Consider the following 18704-nt stretch of genomic DNA (forward strand, 5'->3'; position numbering starts at 1 on the left):
TGCCTAACAATGTAATAATTTTTAATTTACGCCACTAAATAATGAACTGATAAATAGTCAACAAGCGATTTTAAAGTCGCACAAATCATATAAAACCAATTACTAACAATTAAACACAAACAAATGATGAATAGAATTAAAATAGTATTAATTACGGGACTTGCTGTCTTCTTACAACAATTTGCACACTCCCAAACAAATCAAAACAATCAGTTTTTACAAAAAGTAGGCGCTATTGATAGTCTTTACTCTAAAACTTTAGAAGAATATAGAACTATTTATGTGCAACTCCCTGCTGATTTCAAACCCGATGAAAACATAAAATACCCAGTAGTTTTTGTTTTAGATGGTGAAGTATTTCTCCCAACAGTGAATGATGTACAAAACTATTATAGTGGTGGCTTTACACCCGAAATGGTTATTGTTGGCATTTCAAACGATAAAAACAGAATGCGTGACTTAACAACTTCAAAAGTAACTGAGATGTATGGAAGTCCTTTTAAACAAGAAAACGGAGAAGCTGCTAATTTTAGTAAGTTTATAGAGACTGAACTAATTCCATTTGTAGAAAATAAATATCCTGTTACTAATTTTAGAACGTTAATTGGTCATTCTTATGGAGGCTTATTTACTATTTACACCCTAATTCATCACCCACAATTATTTTCCAATTATTTGGCGATTGATCCTAGTTTGGATTGGGATAATCAACAATTAATTAAGGAAGCAAAAGATAAAGTTTCAAGTGCTGATTACAAAGGGAAGTCATTATTTATGTCGCTGGGAGGTTCAGGGATGACCTTAAATGAAATAAAAAAAGACACAACAGGCTTTACCATATTTTCACGATCTAATATTGCTTTTTCTGAAATATTGAATCAAAACAAGCAAAATCAATTAGCTTTTGGATGGAAGTTTTATCAAAGAGATTTACATGGTACTATTACCTTTCCTTCCATTATGGATGGTTTAATTTCTGTTTTTGAATGGTACCAGATGGAAAATGTTGACAAATATAATATGCCAACTACCACTGCAGATGAAATTAATAAGATTGTTAGGTATCGACAACATAAACTTGAAACACATTTCGGCTACGCTGTACCTCCTTTGCCCGAATTCTTAATAAATATGCAGGGTTACATGAGTATGGATATGGGCCAAATGGAAAGAGCTAAGATGTACTTTGAACTTACCATTGAGTATTACCCAAATAGTCCCAATAGCTACGATTCTATGGCAGATTATTATGAAAGAAATGGAGATAATGAAAATGCTTTAAAATTTGTGGCTAAAGCTTATGAAATAAGTGGTGATGATTCCTATAAAGATAGGATTGAAGCACTAAAGAAAAAATAGCAGATCCAAACAAAAAAATACAAGTACGAATTAATTTATCTTACAGGTATAATATTTAAGGAAATTATTAAGACAAATGACTAATTTAAATTACAAAATGAATAAAGACATCTCACTTTCAAAAGCAGCTATAATAGCTGGAATTGGACTGTTAATTATGACTTTAACGGTTCCGTTTGCTGAATTTAAAATAATCCCAGATTTAGTGAATCCAAATAATGCATTAGAAACTGCATCTAATATCACAAATAATTCACTCTTATTTAATGTTGCCATATTTCTGATCTTTATCACAATAGTATCAGATATTGTTGTAGCCTGGGCACTTTATATATTTTTAAAGCCTGTAAATAAAAGTCTATCATTACTCACGGCTTGGTTTCGGTTACTATACACTGGAGTTTATCTTGTGGCCGTAACGAATTTGATAAAGGTGTTTACCCTTACAAAAGGGTCTTCCTACTTTCATTTGAATTCTCAGGAGCAAATTTCAGAATTTATGCTTTTTTATATTAAATCCTACAAATACGAATGGTTTTTCGGCCTAGTGTTATTTGGTTTATATCTTATTCTTCTTGGCTTTTTGGTATTAAAAGCAGGATATATACCCAAAATAATGGGTTGGTTATTAATCATCGCTGGTATAGGTTATGTTGTCGGCCATTTAAAAGTGTTTTTGTATCCCGATCTCAATACAAGCTTTACTATGTTTACCGCATTGGGCGAATTGGTATTTATGCTTTGGCTTCTCATTAAAGGTTCAAGGACAAAAGAAATACAAATAGGTTAATAAACGTGCTGCAAGCCGTATATAATTTATGTTTACATTTAAGCTAACGACCCGACAAGAATTCAAAAAACGATTTGCTGCAGCCGAAAATTTTTTGATTTTGAAGTTGCAGAAATATTATAAAAACTCGTTGGCAACAATTAAAACAGATAAACTATCATTTTAACAATTCAAAAATATTAGCCTTGTAAAACTTTCCTATAGGAATAATTTTATCAGCAATTAATATTCTGTTTCCGTCTACACTGTAAATTTGCGCTTTAGCAACAACAAACGACTTATGAACTTGAAGAAACAGCTCTGAAGATAATTTACCTAACATATCTGAAATTTTCTCTCTAACCAAGATACTGTTATCTTTTAAAACGACTTTAGTATAATTACCTGCTGCTTCTATATATAGAATATCAGCTACCTTTACTTGAATATATTTCTTATCACTATAAAGAAATATATGTCCTGTTTTGGTTTTCTCTATAGGTCGCTTTTTTTTAGGAATACTTTCTTTTGCTTGAACAGCTTTGTTGACCGCTTTTAAAAAACGTTCAAAACTAAAGGGCTTTAAAAGGTAATCAGTAATATCTAATTCATATCCTTCTAATGCATGTTCTTTATAAGCAGTTGTAACAATAACTTTTGGTTTACTTGATAGCGTTTTTAGAAAGTCAAAACCTTTGAGTTTAGGCATGTTTATATCTAAAAAAATCAAATCAACAGAATTAGAATTTAAATAATCTAGAGCCTCCAGAGCATCATAGCAATGTTCCATCAATTGCATGTTAGGTAACATGTCACAATAGCCTTTAATAATATCATGAGCTATATGTTCGTCATCTATGATAAGATATCTAATCATTGTTTTAATTGCAATTGAACGTTATAAACTGAATCAACATTTGTAAATATAAGATTATGATTTTTAGGATAGGCTAAGGCCAATCTTCGTTTTAAATTTTTAATTCCAATTCCTGATTTTTCTGGTAACGTATTTTCATCAAAATTGTTTTCAATTTGAAATAAAACCTCTTTGTTTTTTGAAGTTATGTCTATGTGAATGAATGCGTTGTCTCTTAAATTCTCAACACCATGTTTAAAGGCATTTTCCAATAAAATAATGAATAATAGCGGCATTACTTTAATGTTGCTATCTTCAACATTGGTATTGAATTGAATGTCTATCTTTTTATGATAGCGCATTTGATGTATTTCGATATAATTTTTCAAATAGGCTATTTCTTCTTCAAGTGTCACCACACTTTTTTCTCCTTCATAAATACTATAACGCATTAAATCAGATAATTTTAAAATAAGAGCTTTTGATTTTTCAGTGTCTTTATCAATCATCCCGTATAAGTTGTTGAGCATATTAAAAAAGAAATGTGGATTCACCTGACTCTGTAAATGCAACAACTCGTTTTTCGTCTTTTCATTTTTTAATGTCATAAAAAACTTTAACTGAAAAATAACCCAGATAATTCCAGCAACTAGGAGTAAGGCATAATAGATAGCCACTGTAATGCCAACAGCAGTTGGATAATCAGCCAAAAAAACTACAGAATTCTTTCCTTTTACAAAAAATTCATACGCAGTAATTCCAATAGGAATTATGATTGTTATTAAAACGATTGTTTTAGCGATGAGCCAGTTATTTTTTTTTAAGATTGATATCATACTGCAAAATTAAAATAATCAAGTTAATAAACAGGATTATGTGATAAACGATCATTATTAAGGTTTATACATATTCTTAAGTGTGATGAGTTTTCTTCACATACACCAATAATCATTCTATGCTTCAATGCAGTGTTTTCATCACATTTATTTATCTACTCAACTTCTTAAAAATATTTTTGCTGTCATCAAAAGCAAATATAAATTTATTAAATCTATTATAATGAAAAAAAGAATTTTACGGTATTTAAAACATGTTTTCGGCACTATAAGTGTTCTATTAATAGTTGGGATTATCACTTTAGTCTCATTAAATGGCACTTTTGATTTCGGTGATAATCCTTTGAAACTAAATTTAGAGAAAGAAGGCCCATATGTTTTTTATGAAACCGATAGTACTTTAAATGTCAATTACATTAAAGGAAATAAAACAGATGGATTCTATCTTGACCAAAAGGAATATGTGATAAATGAAGACATCCCCACCAGTTGCTATTTTCCTTTAGACAACTCAACCTTTAATTTTACACTAAATTCTAATTTTGAAATTCCTATTTCTACTTATTATGACAATGAACCTATCCTAGCCATATCAGATATTGAGAGTGGTTATAAATCCTTTCGTGATTTTCTTATTAACAGTAAAGTAATTGATAAGAATCTAAATTGGACATTTGGTAAAGGACACCTTGTACTGGTTGGTGACTTTGTTGACAGAGGCTTTTCTACAACACAAGTTCTTTGGTTTATTTATAAAATAGAACAGGAAGCTAAAAAACAGGGTGGATATGTGCATTTTATTATAGGAAATCATGAATTGTACAATTTTCAAGGAAAATTCGAATCTGCCTCCTACAAATATAATGGAGTAGCATCAATTCTAGGAAAGCAACATCATAATCTATACGATGAAAACTCATTTATTGGAAAGTGGATGACGTCTAAAAATACTTTAGAGCTAATTAATGGTCATCTTTTTGCACATGGAGGAATACATCCTGATTTTGCAAATTATGACGTCACAATTGATGAGGTTAATCAAATAAATAGAAATAATTACCGTCAAGCATATTTTCCAAAACCACAAGAATCGGTTGAGCAATTAATTCTTTCAAGCAAGAATGGTATCTGTTGGTATCGAGGTTATTTTAACGATGATTTATCTCAAGAAGATGTTGAAAAAGGAATTGACAAGTTTAATGCTAAAGCAATTATTGTTGGCCATACACTTCAATGGAATGTAAACAAATTATACAATGGAAAAGTATTTGCCATCGATGTTAAGCACCCAAAAGATTATAGTAAACATTGGCCTTTTAAAAAATCTGAAGGCCTGCTGATAACAGAAGGAAATTACTTCCAGGTATTAGCAAATGGAGATAAAAAACAATTATAATAAAACAAAAAAAATGAAAACTAAAATTTATAATTATCTAACAAAACCATACATAGTTGTTTTAACTATGCTCATTGCGCCAATATTTGGCTTTATAGATCGAAACTTTGTCTTTTTTTTCGGACTTGGAGTTGCCTTTTTAATTTTATGGGGAAGCAATTTTGAATGGTCAAAGTTTGGAATAGGAAAAAAAATTACCAAAAAAACTGTTGTAAAGAGTTTAATCATAACCCTAGCCTTTTTTATTGGATTTAACATTATTATTGACCCAATACTTCAGCACTACTTTGGCGATTTTGACTTATCCTCTTTAGAGGATATTAAAGGGAATTTAGTGGGTTACATAGTAATAATGATTGTCATGTGGATCTTTGCTGCCTTTGGAGAAGAATTTCTTTTTAGAGGTTATTATATGAGGGCTTTAGCAGAATTATTTGGGAACTCTAATAAATCTTGGTTTCTATCTGCAATTATTACTTCGATTTATTTTGGTATATCTCATGCGTATCAAGGTACTGTTGGAATGATATCGGTATTTTTATGGTCTTTAATAATTTCATTGATATTCAATAAGAATAGGAATAATCTACTATTACTGGTATTAATTCATGGCTTTAGCGATACCATAGGTTTAACACTATTATATTTAAATAAAGATTCTCTTATATCTGAATGGATCCAGCAATTATTTTAATAATGTATGAAATACAAACTTAAGCCGTATATAATTTATTGCTAGTTTTAGCCTAATTACGAAAATTCTTGCAGATTTCTTAAGAAAAATAAGATACGCACCAAGTAACAAAAAGATATTATCTTCGTCTTTTCATAAACATACAACTAAAAAAATCTAAATAGCAAACCTTAGCATGACTAAAGAAATATTGAAACGGAAAGAAACTTGGAAAACAATAATGCTATTTTTAATGCTTCTTACAGCTTTAAGTTCCATAGCATATTATGCGATTTTAAAATTAAACCCAACGAGTATTTACGTAGGTGCTTTAATGTTATCGCCAGCTTTAGCATCTTTAATTACATTGAAAATTAGAATGAGACCTATTTCAAGTTTACCATGGCGTTTAACAGAATTGAAATACTTAAGACGCTCATACATCACACCCATAGTGTATGTTTCAATTGCTTATGTCTTAATTTGGTTATTTGGTTTTGGAAATCTCATAAATACTGAAAAAATAGTACAATGGAGTGATGAATTGGGTATTGAAAGCACGAATCAAACACTTGTTATAGTTGTAATGATTTTTCTATTATTGACAGTTGGGGTAATAAAAAATTTAGGTGCTACTTTGGGAGAAGAAATTGGATGGCGTGGCTTTTTAATCTTTGAATTGAGAAAAGTAATGTCTTTTAAAGCACTTGCAATTGTAAGTGGTATTATTTGGGCCATTTGGCATTTTCCTTTAATTAATTTAATATATGGAAGCAGTGAATACCTTTTGTTACATATGGGCGCTTTTACAATTATGATCATTGGAATTTCTGTAATCCTGGCGTATTACACTTTTAAATCGAACAGTTTATGGCCAGCAGTTTTATATCATTCTGTTCACAATATTTACATTCAAAAAATATGTACGCCTTTAACAATTTCTAATGATAAAACTACATTTTGGATTGATGAATATGGATTTATGATTCCGATTATAACGACTATTTTTGCCATTTACTTTTGGAGAAAAGCTGAAAAAGAACGTTTATAAAATAAAAACTGCCTACAAAACCTCATAAAATTATTTTTTACATTTAAATTAACGAACTGACGAATATTCAATTTTAATATTATTTCGATGCAAAAACCTCCAATTTTTAAGTCGTAAATTTTTTTAAGAAACTCATAGTGTTTAATACATATCATCCACAGCATATTTTTTTATAAATATTTCATTTGTGTGTAATAATTTCTAATTTACACCACTAACTAAAATAAAAACAATCTTGAGTAGCGACTTTTATAACATAAATATACTGCCATATGCCGGAATAATTATCAAGTTGTGCAGGGCATATACCAATTCACAGGAGGATTTTGAAGATTATTATCAGGAAGTGTGTTTACAGATCTGGAGGAGTAAAGAAAACTTTCGTGAGGAATCGCAATGGAGTACCTGGGTTTATCGTATTTCATTAAATGTTTGTTTGACCTTACTTAAGAAAAAGAAAAATAATGGCCAGCATTTTGTGTCTGACTCTTTGCCAGCTGAAGAAACTGAAGATCATGATGCGTTTTCAGACGAATCACTAAATCTATTATATGATGCCATCAGAAAACTGTCAGAAATTGACCGAGCCATTATTATGCTGTATTTAGAAGAAAAATCATATCAGGAAATCGCTGATATTATAGGAACAAATCCCAATAATATTGGCGTACGTGTTAAAAGAATTAAAATTAGATTAAAAAAATTATTAGATGGAAAAATCAATTGAAAATATATGGAAAGAGGGTTTTCTAAAAAGTGATGCTTTAATAGCGCCAAAAATTAACAACCTTTACACTCAAAAATCAATTCATATCATAGATAAGTTTAAAAGAATGTTTAAAATAAATTTGATTGCAATAGTTGCTTTTTCGTTTATTTTTTTAATTGTGACTTTTTTTATAGGAATACCTATAACGGGCATTGTTTTTTTCATAACCCTTACTGTACTTGTTCTTATTAATAAACGATTATTGAATGGTTTAGAAAGCATAGATAAGGGGAGCAGTAGTTATGAATATCTCAAGGCATTTAACCAATGGATAAAAAAGCAGGTAGCTGTCAATAGGAGAATAGCTACATTTTTGTACCCAATTATATTTATGTCAATGATTTTAGGTTTTTGGTTTAAAGATGCAAAGGGTCTCTTTTTAGGAGAAAGACTGGTACATAAAATACTCATAAATTTCCCTGACACATATCTAATAGTTGGAATTCCGCTAATAGGAATTGTAATTGTAGCTTTAATTTTAGGTTTACTGGCATTTTTTGGCGGTAGGATTTATCAATGGGATTTGAACCTTGTTTACGGTAGCGTTTTCAAAAAATTGGAAGAATTGATGGCTGATATAGAAAGTTTAAGGAGTTAAAATACCACTTGCAAGTCCTTATTTAAATGACTTTTTGTTATTTTTTAAAAAAATAAGTTTCAGCATGTAATATTTATTGGCTTAAGCCACTAACCAAGAAAACATTAAAAATTATGACATTACAAGAAGCCTGTAACTTTTTCGAAAGTTTAAAAACCGAAACGACTAATAAATCTGAAATCAGGGTTTATGAAAAATTTCTTCATATACTATCCGAATTGAAGACTAGAGAGTTTACAAAAGATGAAATACATTCCTTAGAAATGGAACTTGATCGTTTAAATTTAAACTCAAATCCTGAAAACAGAAAAAAATACGTTAAGAAAGCACTAAGTAAATTTGAAAAATATTTAAAGGATGCGTTGTCTTTAACGCCTGTAGGCTATTACACCAATCTTGGTACAGGTTTAGGATCTTCTTTCGGAATTCTTTTTGGAATTGTGTTTTTATCAAGCCTTGAGCGGTCTTTGGGCATAGCTTTGGGTTTAAGTATTGGAATGTTAATTGGGTTAATCATTGGTCGTACCATGGATTCTCAAGCTAAAAGTGAAAGTAGAGTGTTATAATTATAAAAACGAATGTAATTCTTAAAAAATAAACTAAAAGTACTAAGTATAACACCTCATAAATTTATGCTTACATTTAAACTAAATAACAAACCAATAAACATTCAACAAACGATTTGTACAACTTAAAAAATCGATTTTTAAATTGTACAAATCTTATAAAAACTCATTATACCCGCAAATGAATATAATAGAAAAGTTTATAGAAATCAAGGACTATTTTTCACCAAGAATAATTGGGGAAATAAATGATGTCTTTATCAAACTTGTAAAAATAAAAGGAGAAAAGATACCTTGGCACAATCACAAAAATGAGGACGAATTTTTTTATGTTATTGAAGGAAAACTTCTTTTTGAAATTGAAGGAAAAGATAGCTTTATCATGAACAAAGGCGATATTTTTATTGTAAAAAAGGGTATCAATCACCGGGTTTCATCTGATGAAGAGTGCAAAGTTATGTTAATAGAAAATAAAACTACCGCGCACACGGGTGATGTTAAATCTGAAATAACTAAAAGTATTGCTGATCAAAAGCACATTTAACAATGGTAAATTAGGGAAAATAAAACGATTGGCAGCAATTAAATAAGGTGGATTAAATATTACCGACACCTTTTAAATGCCATTTTTAATTAAAATATGAAAGCAATAGTACACACAAAATACGGTCCACCAGAAGTTGTCAAATTAATGGAAGTTCCCAAACCCATACCAAAAGACAAAGAGGTATTGGTGAAAGTTTATGCATCTACAGTAAACCGGACAGATGCTGGTTTTCGCAGTGCTGAATATTTTATATCACGATTCTGGAGTGGGCTTTTACGGCCAAAATATACTATTTTAGGCTGTGAATTCTCAGGTATTATTGAAGAAGTTGGGAAAAATGTCACAACATTCAAGAAAGGTGATAAAGTTTTTGGTTATAATGACAAAACCTTTGGAGGTCACGCAGAGTATTTAACCATTGCTGAAAATGAAGCTGTCGAAATTTTGCCCGAAAACGTAAATTTCTATGAAGCGGCACCAATTACGGAAGGAGCGCATTATGCCTTAAATAATATTAGAGCTGCTAAAATAGAAAGTGGCCAAAATGTATTGGTTTATGGGGCTACCGGAGCAATTGGTTCGGCGGCTGTTCAACTTTTAAAATATTTTGGAGCAACTGTTACTGCTGTTTGCAATACTAAAAATATAGACCTTATCAAATCACTTGGCGCAGCTGTTGTAATTGATTATCAAACACAAGATTTTACAAAAACAGCAACAAAATTTGATTTTATATTTGATGCCGTAGGTAAAAGTTCATTTGGGCAGTGTAAGCCATTGCTGACTGAAAAAGGAATTTATATCTCCACAGAATTAGGCAAAAATGCAGAGAATCTGTTTTTTGCACTTACAACTCCAATTTTTGGAGGAAAAAGGGTTTTATTTCCAATCCCATCAATTAATAAAGAGGATATCTCATTCTTAAAAGAATTAGTCGAAAAAGGTATGTATAAACCTGTAATTGACAGATACTATAAATTTGAACAAACAGTGGAGGCCTACAAATACGTTGAATCTGGACAAAAAACAGGTAATGTAGTTTTAAAAATAGCAGAATGATAAGAATACTAGCTACAAATTAATTTTTCCATTGCTGTAAATCTTCAGCAAAAAGTGGACTGAAATTAATAATTTCTTATAGTAGTTTTTAAGAATGCTAATAGGATTTCTTTAAATTATTTAAATTTAAACATATTCAATCGTTTCATCTATCTTCTAGTAGTTTTACGAAAAGTAAAAACAAATTAGGAGAATGAACATTAAAAGAAATTGAAAAGTATGAATTTCAAGAAACTAAAAAAAGTTAACTCCTTATTTTTCTTATAATTGTGTATTGAATTATTGAATTCCAGCTGCAGCTTCTGTCAAGAAGGGGAGCTTTTTAAAAAGACTTTACAGCAATGTAAGGTCTTTTTTGTTTTTAAGTAATTTTAAAAATATAATAATTTCAAATAATTTTTTAGCAGTGATTTGGAACTAATCGTTTATGAGTTCAAATTTGAGTATAAATTACATACTAATTTAAACCAAAACTAAATGAATCTTTCCAAATTTATAAATATCGAAAAATGCAGTTGAAAGGGAAGAAATAAATAAATTGTAATATCACTAAATATTGGTAATTTATAGATTCAATTTTTTACTTATATTTATAAATCATTTTATTAAATAAAACAATGAGAAAAATTGCACTACTTAGCTTTATAATTTGTATAATATCCTGTTCAAGTGAAAATAATTTAGTTGAAAATCAAGGAAATAATAACTTAAATGCACCAAATATTCCTGCGCCGAGCCCGACTGCTTTGAATGTGATAAAAAATAATCCAACAAAAGTCTTGATGCATTATATGCCTTGGTTTGAAACAAATGACAGTAATAATGGAGAATGGGGATTACATTGGACAATGGCTAAAGCTGATCCTAATTTAATTAACAGTACAACGGGAAAAAGACAAATAGCTTCTTTTTATTACCCTATAATAGGTCCGTACCATTCTGGAGATTCTGCTGTTATTGAATACCATTTATTATTAATGAAATATTCTGGAGTTGATGCTGTTGTAATTGATTGGTATGGCACTCACAATATATATGACTATAAAATAAATTTTGACAATAGTGACCAATTAATAAAAAGAACCAAGGAAGTAGGGATTGATTTCGGAATTGTTTATGAACCGTATATTACTTCGAATGTAGAAAATGTTACAGGTCAAAAAAAAACTTTAGCTGCTATTGATGATTTGAAATTTTTAAAAAATAATTATTTCAACGAGACAAATTATCTAAAGATTAATAACCAAACTGTTTTTTTAGCCTTCGGAAATAATTTTACCGGTAATGAATGGAATTCGATATTTAGCTCATCTGCTATTTCTCCTAAAATGTATTTTTTACAATACTTAACTAATAGTGATACTTTGTTAGACATTAAACCGTCTCCTGGTGAATATTTTTGGGTAAACTCAAGTGATTCTTTTGGACAATCTAATTGGGATATAAATTATACTGGAAGTAAAATTAGTGGTGCTTATCCTGGGTTTAAAGATTATTATATTGAAGGCGGCTGGACTAATAACCATCTAAACTGGGAGATTGATTTAAGTGTTTCAACATTAAGAAACCGCCTTGATTTAACGAAGAAATTAAATACTAATGTAGTTCAGGTTCAAACATTCAATGATTTTGGGGAAGGTACGATGATGGAGCCCACCGTTGAATTTGGATTCTCTTTTTTGAATGAACTTCAAAAATTTACTGGCGTACAATACTCAATTAAAGAACTTGAATTAATTTATAAATACTATTTACTAAAAACTAAATTTAAATCAACCGTTTCAGATTCCCAAACAAAAGAAATATTTAATTATTTAATTACTCTTAAAGTTAATGAGGCTGAAGCATTGATTAACAAATACTATAATTAGAAATTTGTTGCAGGATATACAGCACAAGTTTTATGATACCCTTAATTTAATTAGCAATTTAACTTCGTTATCTACTGCTTTTTCATCCAAATGTTTTTTATTATTATAGCTGTCAGCCTTTAATTTAAATCTTACTTTTCCATTGAAAGGGTGTGTAAATTATGATAAAATATTCAAAAGTTTCAAAAATATTTATTTTAAAACAACCAAATAGTTAAAGCGGTAATTTTTTTATAATTAGACATTCAAAAACAGTACTATATACAGCTTCTCTCAAGAAAGGGGAGCTTTTTAAAAAGACTTTACAGAAATTTAAGGTCTTTTTTGTTTTTAAGCTGTAATGAAATCAGTACTTCATTCTGTTTTATTAAAAAAGGGAAGATTTGTAATTTGACAACTTTGACAACTTATTTTAGATAAAAAGGCAACATATTAGGCATCATCTCTTTTTCTAAAAGGCATCACTTTTTTTATACGTAACCAATTACATGTCTGACTAAAACAAAAAGTTATGACAACAGACAATTTCAAAATTCTATTTATTGCAGGAAAGAATAGAAAAACAAGAAGATTTCTAATGAAAAAAGATATTACTTTTGTAGTCTAACCTTTTTTAAGATGAAACCAATCTTACTAACTACCGTGTTTTTGAGTATATTCAATTGTATTTGTTTAACTGCTACTGCACAAGTCAACACTAGGATGTACCGAATTGCAAAAATAAAAGTCGATACGAATCAATTAGAGCACTACCAAATTGCTTTAAAAGAGCAGATGAATGCCGCAATAAAACTGGAGCCAGAGGTATTATCTTATACTGTGCTAGTGGATAAAAAAGACGCGAACTCCATCACTATATTTGAAGTATACGCAAATCTCAAAGCCTATCAATCGCATGTTGAAACGCCCCACTTTAAGAAATATAAAGAAACAGTAAAAGATATGGTATTGTCTTTAGAGTTAATTGATACTGAATTACTAGCAAGGGTACAAAAAGATGATTATTAATTTAATTGACTACTCGCAACAAATCACTTGTTTGATTTACTGATAGTTACACACGCAATAATCACACTGTAGCTGCAACTTCTTTCAACAAGGGAGCTTTTTAAAAAGACTTTACAGCAATGTAAGGTCTTTTTTGTTTTTAAGCCATAGTGAAATCAGTACTTCATGCTGTTTTATTAAAAAAGGCGATGTAATTAAATGTTTTAAGGACACTGAACATTGGCATAGCTCAACAGCAGCAAATGAAATTTCATATATCGCTATTTATGATAATGAACCGACTATTTGGAGCGAAAAGCTTACACAGGGATTTTAAAACAGCTTACATAAAGGTTAAAAAAATATTAATTGAGGATCGATTCTTGATGCAATTATGTGCTTCTCTTTTTCACATCAAGGACTTATCCCATTTAGCTTAACCTAACTTTAACGGCCTAAGTCCTTTTACTTCTTCTAAAATTACTTACCTTTAGGTTAAAACATTATTATGTGGAATAAATTTGTATATATGTGTAATTCATTGACTGTTTATGGTTTGTATTTTGACCTAAGATACAATCGTAGAAAATACATCAGAATACGTTTCTTGTAATTCATTAATGTAATATCTCCGCAATTTCAATTTAGTATATCTCAGATTTTTTTGCAGTCAGTAGTATCCATTTTTTATCACTATTGAGTTTAAATGTACCAATATGTTCCTTGTTCCATTCTTGTGGGCCTATCAAAGAAAGAAAATTTACTCCATTAGCATCTCTATATAAATGGTAGATTTCCCCAATAACTGGTTCAAATGAAAATTTAGCGCTATATACTACCTCATTCCATTCGTACTCTTCCATCAACTTTTGATATTGAATTCTCAATTCGTTAAATTTATTTCCAAGCTCTTTGTTCACATTATCAATGCCCCTACTTTTCCAAGAAACAACATCATCCACTCTAATTACTGGAGCACCTACATTTGTAGCGTAGGGCAATATATTGGCATTAAATCCTTCTTCAACTGAATAAACGACATTGTCAGGTACTTTACTTTTCATGTAACTTTTTTTTTAATTTAATATTTCAAATTGTTTGCGAGCTATATGTAAGCAACAATTAGTTCGGCTTATTTCAATGCCAACCGATATTTTGTTTTAATCAGAAGTCTACACCTAGACTTCAACCAATATATTTTAAAATAACAAAACATTTTGTTTAATAATAATCACGCAAAGGTAAACAAAAAAACCATAGACCACCGGCACAATTTAAAACGAATAGGACTATAAAATTCTTGTTTTAACCAATTGTTTTAAAACTTGAACCTATTTTCATGTTGTTTCATAACAAGGCGACTATTTTTTAGCGCTTAAAGCTTTTATTAGAAAGATAGCGCAGATATGTCTCCTCAAAAACCTGTTCGCTTTTCTGTTTTTACGCGAAAATTGAAATTAGATTTAGCAAACCATTCTCTTTGACTTTCCAAAACTCCTTGTTTAGCTGGTCTTCTTTCACTATCTTCGAGAACTAGGATTTATTTAAACGCGATTAAAAATAGCAAAATCATGAGCAGAATTACACCATTACTACTTTTATTTATTTTTATTAGCTGTAAAGCACAAGAAAAACCAAACGATATTACCATCCAAGACGAAGTGAAAAATTATACTTTTGAAACAGTAGCTTCAGATATCCCAGGACCTTGGGGTATGACTTGGTTACCTGACGGTAGCATGTTAGTTACCGAAAAAAGTGGGATCCTGTATCAAATAAAAAACGGAACAAAAACGGAAATAAAAAATGTTCCCTCCGTATACAATAGGGGTCAAGGAGGCTTACTAGATATTGCCCTGCACCCTGACTATGCTAAAAATGGCTGGATTTATATTACTTACGCCTCTACTGAGGGCGAAGGGGAAGGCGGCAATACGAAACTTATTCGTGCGAAACTGCTAGACGGAGCTTTGACACAGATTGAATCCTTATACAAAGCAGGGCCCAATACTACCAAAGGCCAACATTTTGGTTCCAGAATCGTCTTTGACAAAGCGGGCTTTCTTTATTTTTCAGCAGGAGAAAGAGGAAACCATTTTGTAAACCCACAAGACATTACTCGTGATAACGGAAAAATATACCGTTTGAACGACGACGGAAGTATTCCCAAAGACAATCCTTTTGTGGGCCAAGAAAATGCAAAAGAAGCTATATATACCTATGGAAATAGAAATCCACAGGGATTAGCTCTACATCCTGTTACGGGAGACATTTGGGAACACGAACATGGGCCAAAGGGTGGAGATGAAATCAACATCATAAAAAAAGCCGCTAATTACGGTTGGCCAGTTGTAACCTACGGAATCGATTATGACAACACCATCATAAGCAAAATACAAGAAAAACCAGGAATTGAAGACCCTATTTACTATTGGCTTCCCTCGATCGCACCAAGTGGAATGGCTTTTGTAACCAGCGATCGCTACCCTGATTGGAAAGGGCATTTGCTTGTAGGTTCCTTGAAGTTTCAGTACTTAGAATTAGTAAAATTAAAAGGAAATGAAATCATCGGAAGACAAAAAATTGCCACTGACATTGGTCGTTTAAGAAACGTAGCTCAAGGCCCAGATGGCTATATTTACATAGCTGTCGAAGGAAAAGGAATTCTTAAAATTATCCCGAATTAATATGATAACAATCAAACTAACTTTAGGACTAGCGATTTTACTTTCGGGTGGATTCTATTTTTCTAATCAGACTCAGGCTTTTACTTCAGATCAAGAAAGTGATTATCTAGCGGTTGCCAAAGTCACACAAGAAAAGACGCCCTTAGAAAAAAGCATTGCCGAAGGCAAGGAAATCTATGCTGATTTCTGCATGCAATGCCACCTTGTAAACGGAAAAGGTGACTCTAACAGCTTCCCTCCTCTTGACGGCTCAGATTGGCTCACCAAAAAAGAAACCCAAAGCATTCATGCTGTGAAATTTGGACAAACGGGCGCAATTATTGTAAACGGAAAAAAATTCAATGGTAGAATGCCTCCAATGGGTTTATCAAATCAGGAAGTGGCAGATGTAATGAATTATATTAGAAACTCTTGGAGCAACAAAAATTCTAAAATGATTAGTCTGGAGCAAGTTCAAGCCGTAAAGCAATGAGAAGACTAATTCTTAATTAATTTTTTATTCAAAAACATAGGAAACGGAAATCCCTCCATAAAATTGGATTGGATTTCCTGGATAATAATACCGTGGCGCTGCAGTGCCAAAACCGACTGCATTAGGCAAAATACTAGCCGCATATTTGCGATCTAACACATTATTGATTCCGCTGCTTACTGTTGCTTTTAAAAATTGCAGAATTGTAAAACTATAGGCTGCTTTGAAATCCAAAAGAGCATAGCTTTCGCTAAATTTTGTATTTGAATCATTCATTGGGATTTTTCCCATACTCATAAAACTAGTATTTAAAGTAAACCCGTTAGCTGTTTTCAGGTCAATCCCAATATTCCATTGTTTGTTGGGAACTCCTGTAAGGCGGATATTGGAATAATCAATTCCATTATCAACAAAATCTTTAAATCTAAAATCATTAAAGGAACCCGCAAAATAAGTACCTATTTCAAATTGGGAAGTTTTTAAAATTTCATAATTTACGGTGAATTCAATTCCCCGATGCGAACTTCGTCCCCCATTAATCCCTACAAACTGATCTTCGGCCGTACGTCTCGCAACTAATAAATTGCTGATCTGTGTGCTATAAAACACAAGTTCACTATATAGTTTTGAATCTAACCAATATCCTTTAAAACCCAATTCATAATTAAACCCCTCTTCTGGTTTTAAATCAGTATTGATTTGTCCTTCGGGAGTGAGCGTTTCGGCTACCAAAGGCGTTGAAAATCCTTTACTAATAGAAGAAAATACATTTTTTCTTGGACTTAGCTGATAGGAAAGTCCAAGTCTTGGTGACCAAATTTTTCCAAAGGTATAGCCTTGTTCTGCTTGATTCCCATTTTCGGGCAAAACATCTCGCAGCGTATATTTTGTAGTGTTCAATGCCAAGCCGCTTTCTAAATGAAGGTCTTTCAATAACTCCAGATTCACTTCTAAAAAATAATTACTATAATTCCGATTTTGTTTCATCTTACTAAATTCGCGTCCAGCAAGGCTTCCCTGACCAGGCTGGGATAAATATAAGTTTTCGAAAAGGGAAAACGTATAGCGCTCCCTTAACATTTCGGTTCCGACACTCGCCTCAAAGGGCATTGAAAATAATTTGGTTTTATAATTTAGGGTAGAACGAAAACCTATAGAATTTATTTTTTCGTCCAAAACATCAAAAGGTCTTGGTTCATACGCTTTTTTAAAATTAGAAAAAACACTAGTCTTAAAAGACCAATTCTCTGAAAAAGAATGCTTATACCCAATCCCTAAAAGCGATTTATCGTAAGACTCATATCCTTGCGCAGCGGCCCAACTTGCAGCTGCCTTTTCGGGATGGTTTCTATAATCGTTCTCATTTATAGAACTCGGAATAAATGCTTTCAGGCGTGTAAAGATTCCCAGAAAAGTCAAACTCCCTTTCTCCCCTACTTTTTGTTTCGCATGCACATTAACCGACTTGCGATCATAAGAACTATTGGCCCTAAAACCCTCAATTTGTAAATGTGTATAATTCGAAAACAGATTCGAATTAGCATCACTAAAACCAGCTCCCAGGCTTTGTTTGATCAAACCGTAACTGCCGTAATTAGTCACAGATTTTCCAAAAGTTTCTTTTTTAGGAGTGTCACGGGCGAACAAATGAATCACACCGCCTAATCCCGAGCCAAAACTAGTATTGTTGGGCCCTTTGCTAATTTCGATTCCGCCAATAGTTTCTAAATCGATATCCTCAATGGTCGTATCTCCTTCGCCGCTAGTTAAAGGAATATCTTCAAAGTAAGCTTTAATCCGGCTAGTTCCATATTGAGACCGAGCACCAATTCCGCGGATACTAATTCGATTCGTATTTAAACTTCCTTGTTGCATGTTAACTCCTGGTATTTTATTTAAGACCGAAGTAAGGATTACACCATCACTTTTTTCGATGTCCTTTCTTTGAATTACCGCCACAGAAGAAGCTGAATTTTGAAGTGATATCCGGATTGGGGACGCCATTATAACTATTTCAGAAAGCGAGGTAGTATCTTTTTTTACTTGTCCGAAAACAGGAAAAAAGTGAAATTGCACTATAAAAATAAAAAAAACAGACTGTACTTTTGTATTCAAGGACTTAGAATTAAATGAGAAACTAAAATTGTTTATAAAATTAGCCTTTTAATTGTCCGCCACAAAACCGAAGTGTTGTTAAAAACGGATGGA

At 31.4% G+C, this 18704-nt stretch carries 18 protein-coding genes; 14 read left to right on the forward strand and 4 right to left on the reverse strand.

The genetic code is table 11. The features are described 5' to 3' along the window. The first annotated feature begins 123 nt into the window (after positions 1–123). Together ACEN2H_RS01620 and ACEN2H_RS01625 are read left to right on the forward strand one after the other, a co-directional pair. Positions 124–1359, forward strand: a complete 1236-nt coding sequence (locus ACEN2H_RS01620; RefSeq protein WP_441729744.1) for an alpha/beta hydrolase-fold protein — start codon at positions 124–126, stop codon at positions 1357–1359. Between the two features lie 97 nt (positions 1360–1456). Then, a complete protein-coding gene (locus tag ACEN2H_RS01625) occupies positions 1457–2149 on the forward strand; it encodes a DUF4386 domain-containing protein (RefSeq protein WP_441729745.1) in 693 nt (230 codons plus the stop codon). Between the two features lie 157 nt (positions 2150–2306). Here the strand turns inward: ACEN2H_RS01625 and ACEN2H_RS01630 are convergent, their stop codons facing one another. Beyond that, positions 2307–3005 carry a LytR/AlgR family response regulator transcription factor gene (locus ACEN2H_RS01630; protein ID WP_441729746.1) on the reverse strand — a complete coding sequence of 233 codons (699 nt, stop codon included), beginning with the start codon at positions 3003–3005 and terminating at the stop codon, positions 2307–2309. Then, positions 3002–3820 carry a sensor histidine kinase gene (locus ACEN2H_RS01635; protein WP_441729748.1) on the reverse strand — a complete coding sequence of 273 codons (819 nt, stop codon included), beginning with the start codon at positions 3818–3820 and terminating at the stop codon, positions 3002–3004. The genes ACEN2H_RS01630 and ACEN2H_RS01635 overlap by 4 nt, the downstream gene beginning before the upstream one ends. A gap of 223 nt (positions 3821–4043) precedes the next feature. Here ACEN2H_RS01635 and ACEN2H_RS01640 point away from each other — a divergent pair, with 223 nt between their 5' ends. From ACEN2H_RS01640 to ACEN2H_RS01685, 10 genes are all read left to right on the forward strand, one after another. Continuing rightward, complete coding sequence (locus tag ACEN2H_RS01640; protein ID WP_441729750.1) at positions 4044–5216, forward strand: metallophosphoesterase; 1173 nt, start codon at positions 4044–4046, stop codon at positions 5214–5216. Positions 5217–5229: 13 nt separating this feature from the next. Beyond that, the gene (locus ACEN2H_RS01645) at positions 5230–5910 is read left to right on the forward strand and encodes a CPBP family intramembrane glutamic endopeptidase (RefSeq protein ID WP_441729752.1); all 681 of its coding nucleotides are present in this window, start codon (positions 5230–5232) and stop codon (positions 5908–5910) included. A gap of 175 nt (positions 5911–6085) precedes the next feature. Beyond that, complete coding sequence (locus ACEN2H_RS01650) at positions 6086–6940, forward strand: CPBP family intramembrane glutamic endopeptidase (RefSeq protein WP_441729754.1); 855 nt, start codon at positions 6086–6088, stop codon at positions 6938–6940. 235 nt (positions 6941–7175) lie between these two features. Beyond that, a complete protein-coding gene (locus ACEN2H_RS01655) occupies positions 7176–7667 on the forward strand; it encodes an RNA polymerase sigma factor (RefSeq protein WP_441729756.1) in 492 nt (163 codons plus the stop codon). Beyond that, the gene (locus tag ACEN2H_RS01660) at positions 7651–8307 is read left to right on the forward strand and encodes a hypothetical protein (protein ID WP_441729758.1); all 657 of its coding nucleotides are present in this window, start codon (positions 7651–7653) and stop codon (positions 8305–8307) included. Before ACEN2H_RS01655 ends, ACEN2H_RS01660 begins: the two co-directional genes overlap by 17 nt. Positions 8308–8420: 113 nt before the next feature. Further along, positions 8421–8873 carry a hypothetical protein gene (locus ACEN2H_RS01665; protein WP_441729760.1) on the forward strand — a complete coding sequence of 151 codons (453 nt, stop codon included), beginning with the start codon at positions 8421–8423 and terminating at the stop codon, positions 8871–8873. A 181-nt stretch (positions 8874–9054) separates the two neighbouring features. Next, positions 9055–9417, forward strand: a complete 363-nt coding sequence (locus tag ACEN2H_RS01670; RefSeq protein WP_441729762.1) for a cupin domain-containing protein — start codon at positions 9055–9057, stop codon at positions 9415–9417. Positions 9418–9513: 96 nt separating this feature from the next. Next, complete coding sequence (locus tag ACEN2H_RS01675) at positions 9514–10479, forward strand: NAD(P)-dependent alcohol dehydrogenase (protein ID WP_441729765.1); 966 nt, start codon at positions 9514–9516, stop codon at positions 10477–10479. Positions 10480–11096: 617 nt separating this feature from the next. Beyond that, entirely contained in the window at positions 11097–12350 is a 1254-nt protein-coding gene (locus ACEN2H_RS01680; protein ID WP_441729768.1) for a glycoside hydrolase family 71/99-like protein, read from the forward strand. A gap of 618 nt (positions 12351–12968) precedes the next feature. Then, complete coding sequence (locus ACEN2H_RS01685) at positions 12969–13358, forward strand: putative quinol monooxygenase (RefSeq protein WP_441729771.1); 390 nt, start codon at positions 12969–12971, stop codon at positions 13356–13358. Between the two features lie 623 nt (positions 13359–13981). Here ACEN2H_RS01685 and ACEN2H_RS01690 read toward each other — a convergent pair. Continuing rightward, positions 13982–14401, reverse strand: a complete 420-nt coding sequence (locus ACEN2H_RS01690; protein WP_441729774.1) for a DUF2452 domain-containing protein — start codon at positions 14399–14401, stop codon at positions 13982–13984. A 507-nt stretch (positions 14402–14908) separates the two neighbouring features. On the opposite strand from ACEN2H_RS01690, the gene ACEN2H_RS01695 reads away from it, so the two are divergent. Together ACEN2H_RS01695 and ACEN2H_RS01700 are read left to right on the forward strand one after the other, a co-directional pair. Next, positions 14909–16024 carry a PQQ-dependent sugar dehydrogenase gene (locus tag ACEN2H_RS01695; RefSeq protein WP_441729776.1) on the forward strand — a complete coding sequence of 372 codons (1116 nt, stop codon included), beginning with the start codon at positions 14909–14911 and terminating at the stop codon, positions 16022–16024. A gap of 1 nt (position 16025) precedes the next feature. Continuing rightward, entirely contained in the window at positions 16026–16496 is a 471-nt protein-coding gene (locus ACEN2H_RS01700) for a c-type cytochrome (protein ID WP_441729778.1), read from the forward strand. Between the two features lie 24 nt (positions 16497–16520). Here the strand turns inward: ACEN2H_RS01700 and ACEN2H_RS01705 are convergent, their stop codons facing one another. Further along, on the reverse strand, positions 16521–18611 hold the full coding sequence (locus ACEN2H_RS01705) for a TonB-dependent receptor family protein (protein ID WP_441729780.1): 2091 nt from the start codon (positions 18609–18611) through the stop codon (positions 16521–16523). Between the last annotated feature and the right edge of the window lie 93 nt (positions 18612–18704).

It is taken from the genome of Flavobacterium sp. W22_SRS_FP1 (assembly GCF_052113685.1).
Classification (GTDB): domain Bacteria; phylum Bacteroidota; class Bacteroidia; order Flavobacteriales; family Flavobacteriaceae; genus Flavobacterium.

Bases quoted from the DNA above. Each gene is read 5' to 3' on its own strand.
- ACEN2H_RS01670 (WP_441729762.1), top strand. From the start codon at position 9,055: ATGAATATAATAGAAAAGTTTATAGAAATCAAGGACTATTTTTCACCA.
- ACEN2H_RS01700 (WP_441729778.1), top strand. From the start codon at position 16,026: ATGATAACAATCAAACTAACTTTAGGACTAGCGATTTTACTTTCGGGT.
- ACEN2H_RS01695 (WP_441729776.1), top strand. From the start codon at position 14,909: ATGAGCAGAATTACACCATTACTACTTTTATTTATTTTTATTAGCTGT.
- ACEN2H_RS01690 (WP_441729774.1), bottom strand. From the start codon at position 14,401: ATGAAAAGTAAAGTACCTGACAATGTCGTTTATTCAGTTGAAGAAGGA.
- ACEN2H_RS01665 (WP_441729760.1), top strand. From the start codon at position 8,421: ATGACATTACAAGAAGCCTGTAACTTTTTCGAAAGTTTAAAAACCGAA.
- ACEN2H_RS01645 (WP_441729752.1), top strand. From the start codon at position 5,230: ATGAAAACTAAAATTTATAATTATCTAACAAAACCATACATAGTTGTT.
- ACEN2H_RS01680 (WP_441729768.1), top strand. From the start codon at position 11,097: ATGAGAAAAATTGCACTACTTAGCTTTATAATTTGTATAATATCCTGT.
- ACEN2H_RS01675 (WP_441729765.1), top strand. From the start codon at position 9,514: ATGAAAGCAATAGTACACACAAAATACGGTCCACCAGAAGTTGTCAAA.
- ACEN2H_RS01620 (WP_441729744.1), top strand. From the start codon at position 124: ATGATGAATAGAATTAAAATAGTATTAATTACGGGACTTGCTGTCTTC.
- ACEN2H_RS01685 (WP_441729771.1), top strand. From the start codon at position 12,969: ATGAAACCAATCTTACTAACTACCGTGTTTTTGAGTATATTCAATTGT.
- ACEN2H_RS01625 (WP_441729745.1), top strand. From the start codon at position 1,457: ATGAATAAAGACATCTCACTTTCAAAAGCAGCTATAATAGCTGGAATT.
- ACEN2H_RS01640 (WP_441729750.1), top strand. From the start codon at position 4,044: ATGAAAAAAAGAATTTTACGGTATTTAAAACATGTTTTCGGCACTATA.
- ACEN2H_RS01660 (WP_441729758.1), top strand. From the start codon at position 7,651: ATGGAAAAATCAATTGAAAATATATGGAAAGAGGGTTTTCTAAAAAGT.
- ACEN2H_RS01650 (WP_441729754.1), top strand. From the start codon at position 6,086: ATGACTAAAGAAATATTGAAACGGAAAGAAACTTGGAAAACAATAATG.
- ACEN2H_RS01630 (WP_441729746.1), bottom strand. From the start codon at position 3,005: ATGATTAGATATCTTATCATAGATGACGAACATATAGCTCATGATATT.
- ACEN2H_RS01635 (WP_441729748.1), bottom strand. From the start codon at position 3,820: ATGATATCAATCTTAAAAAAAAATAACTGGCTCATCGCTAAAACAATC.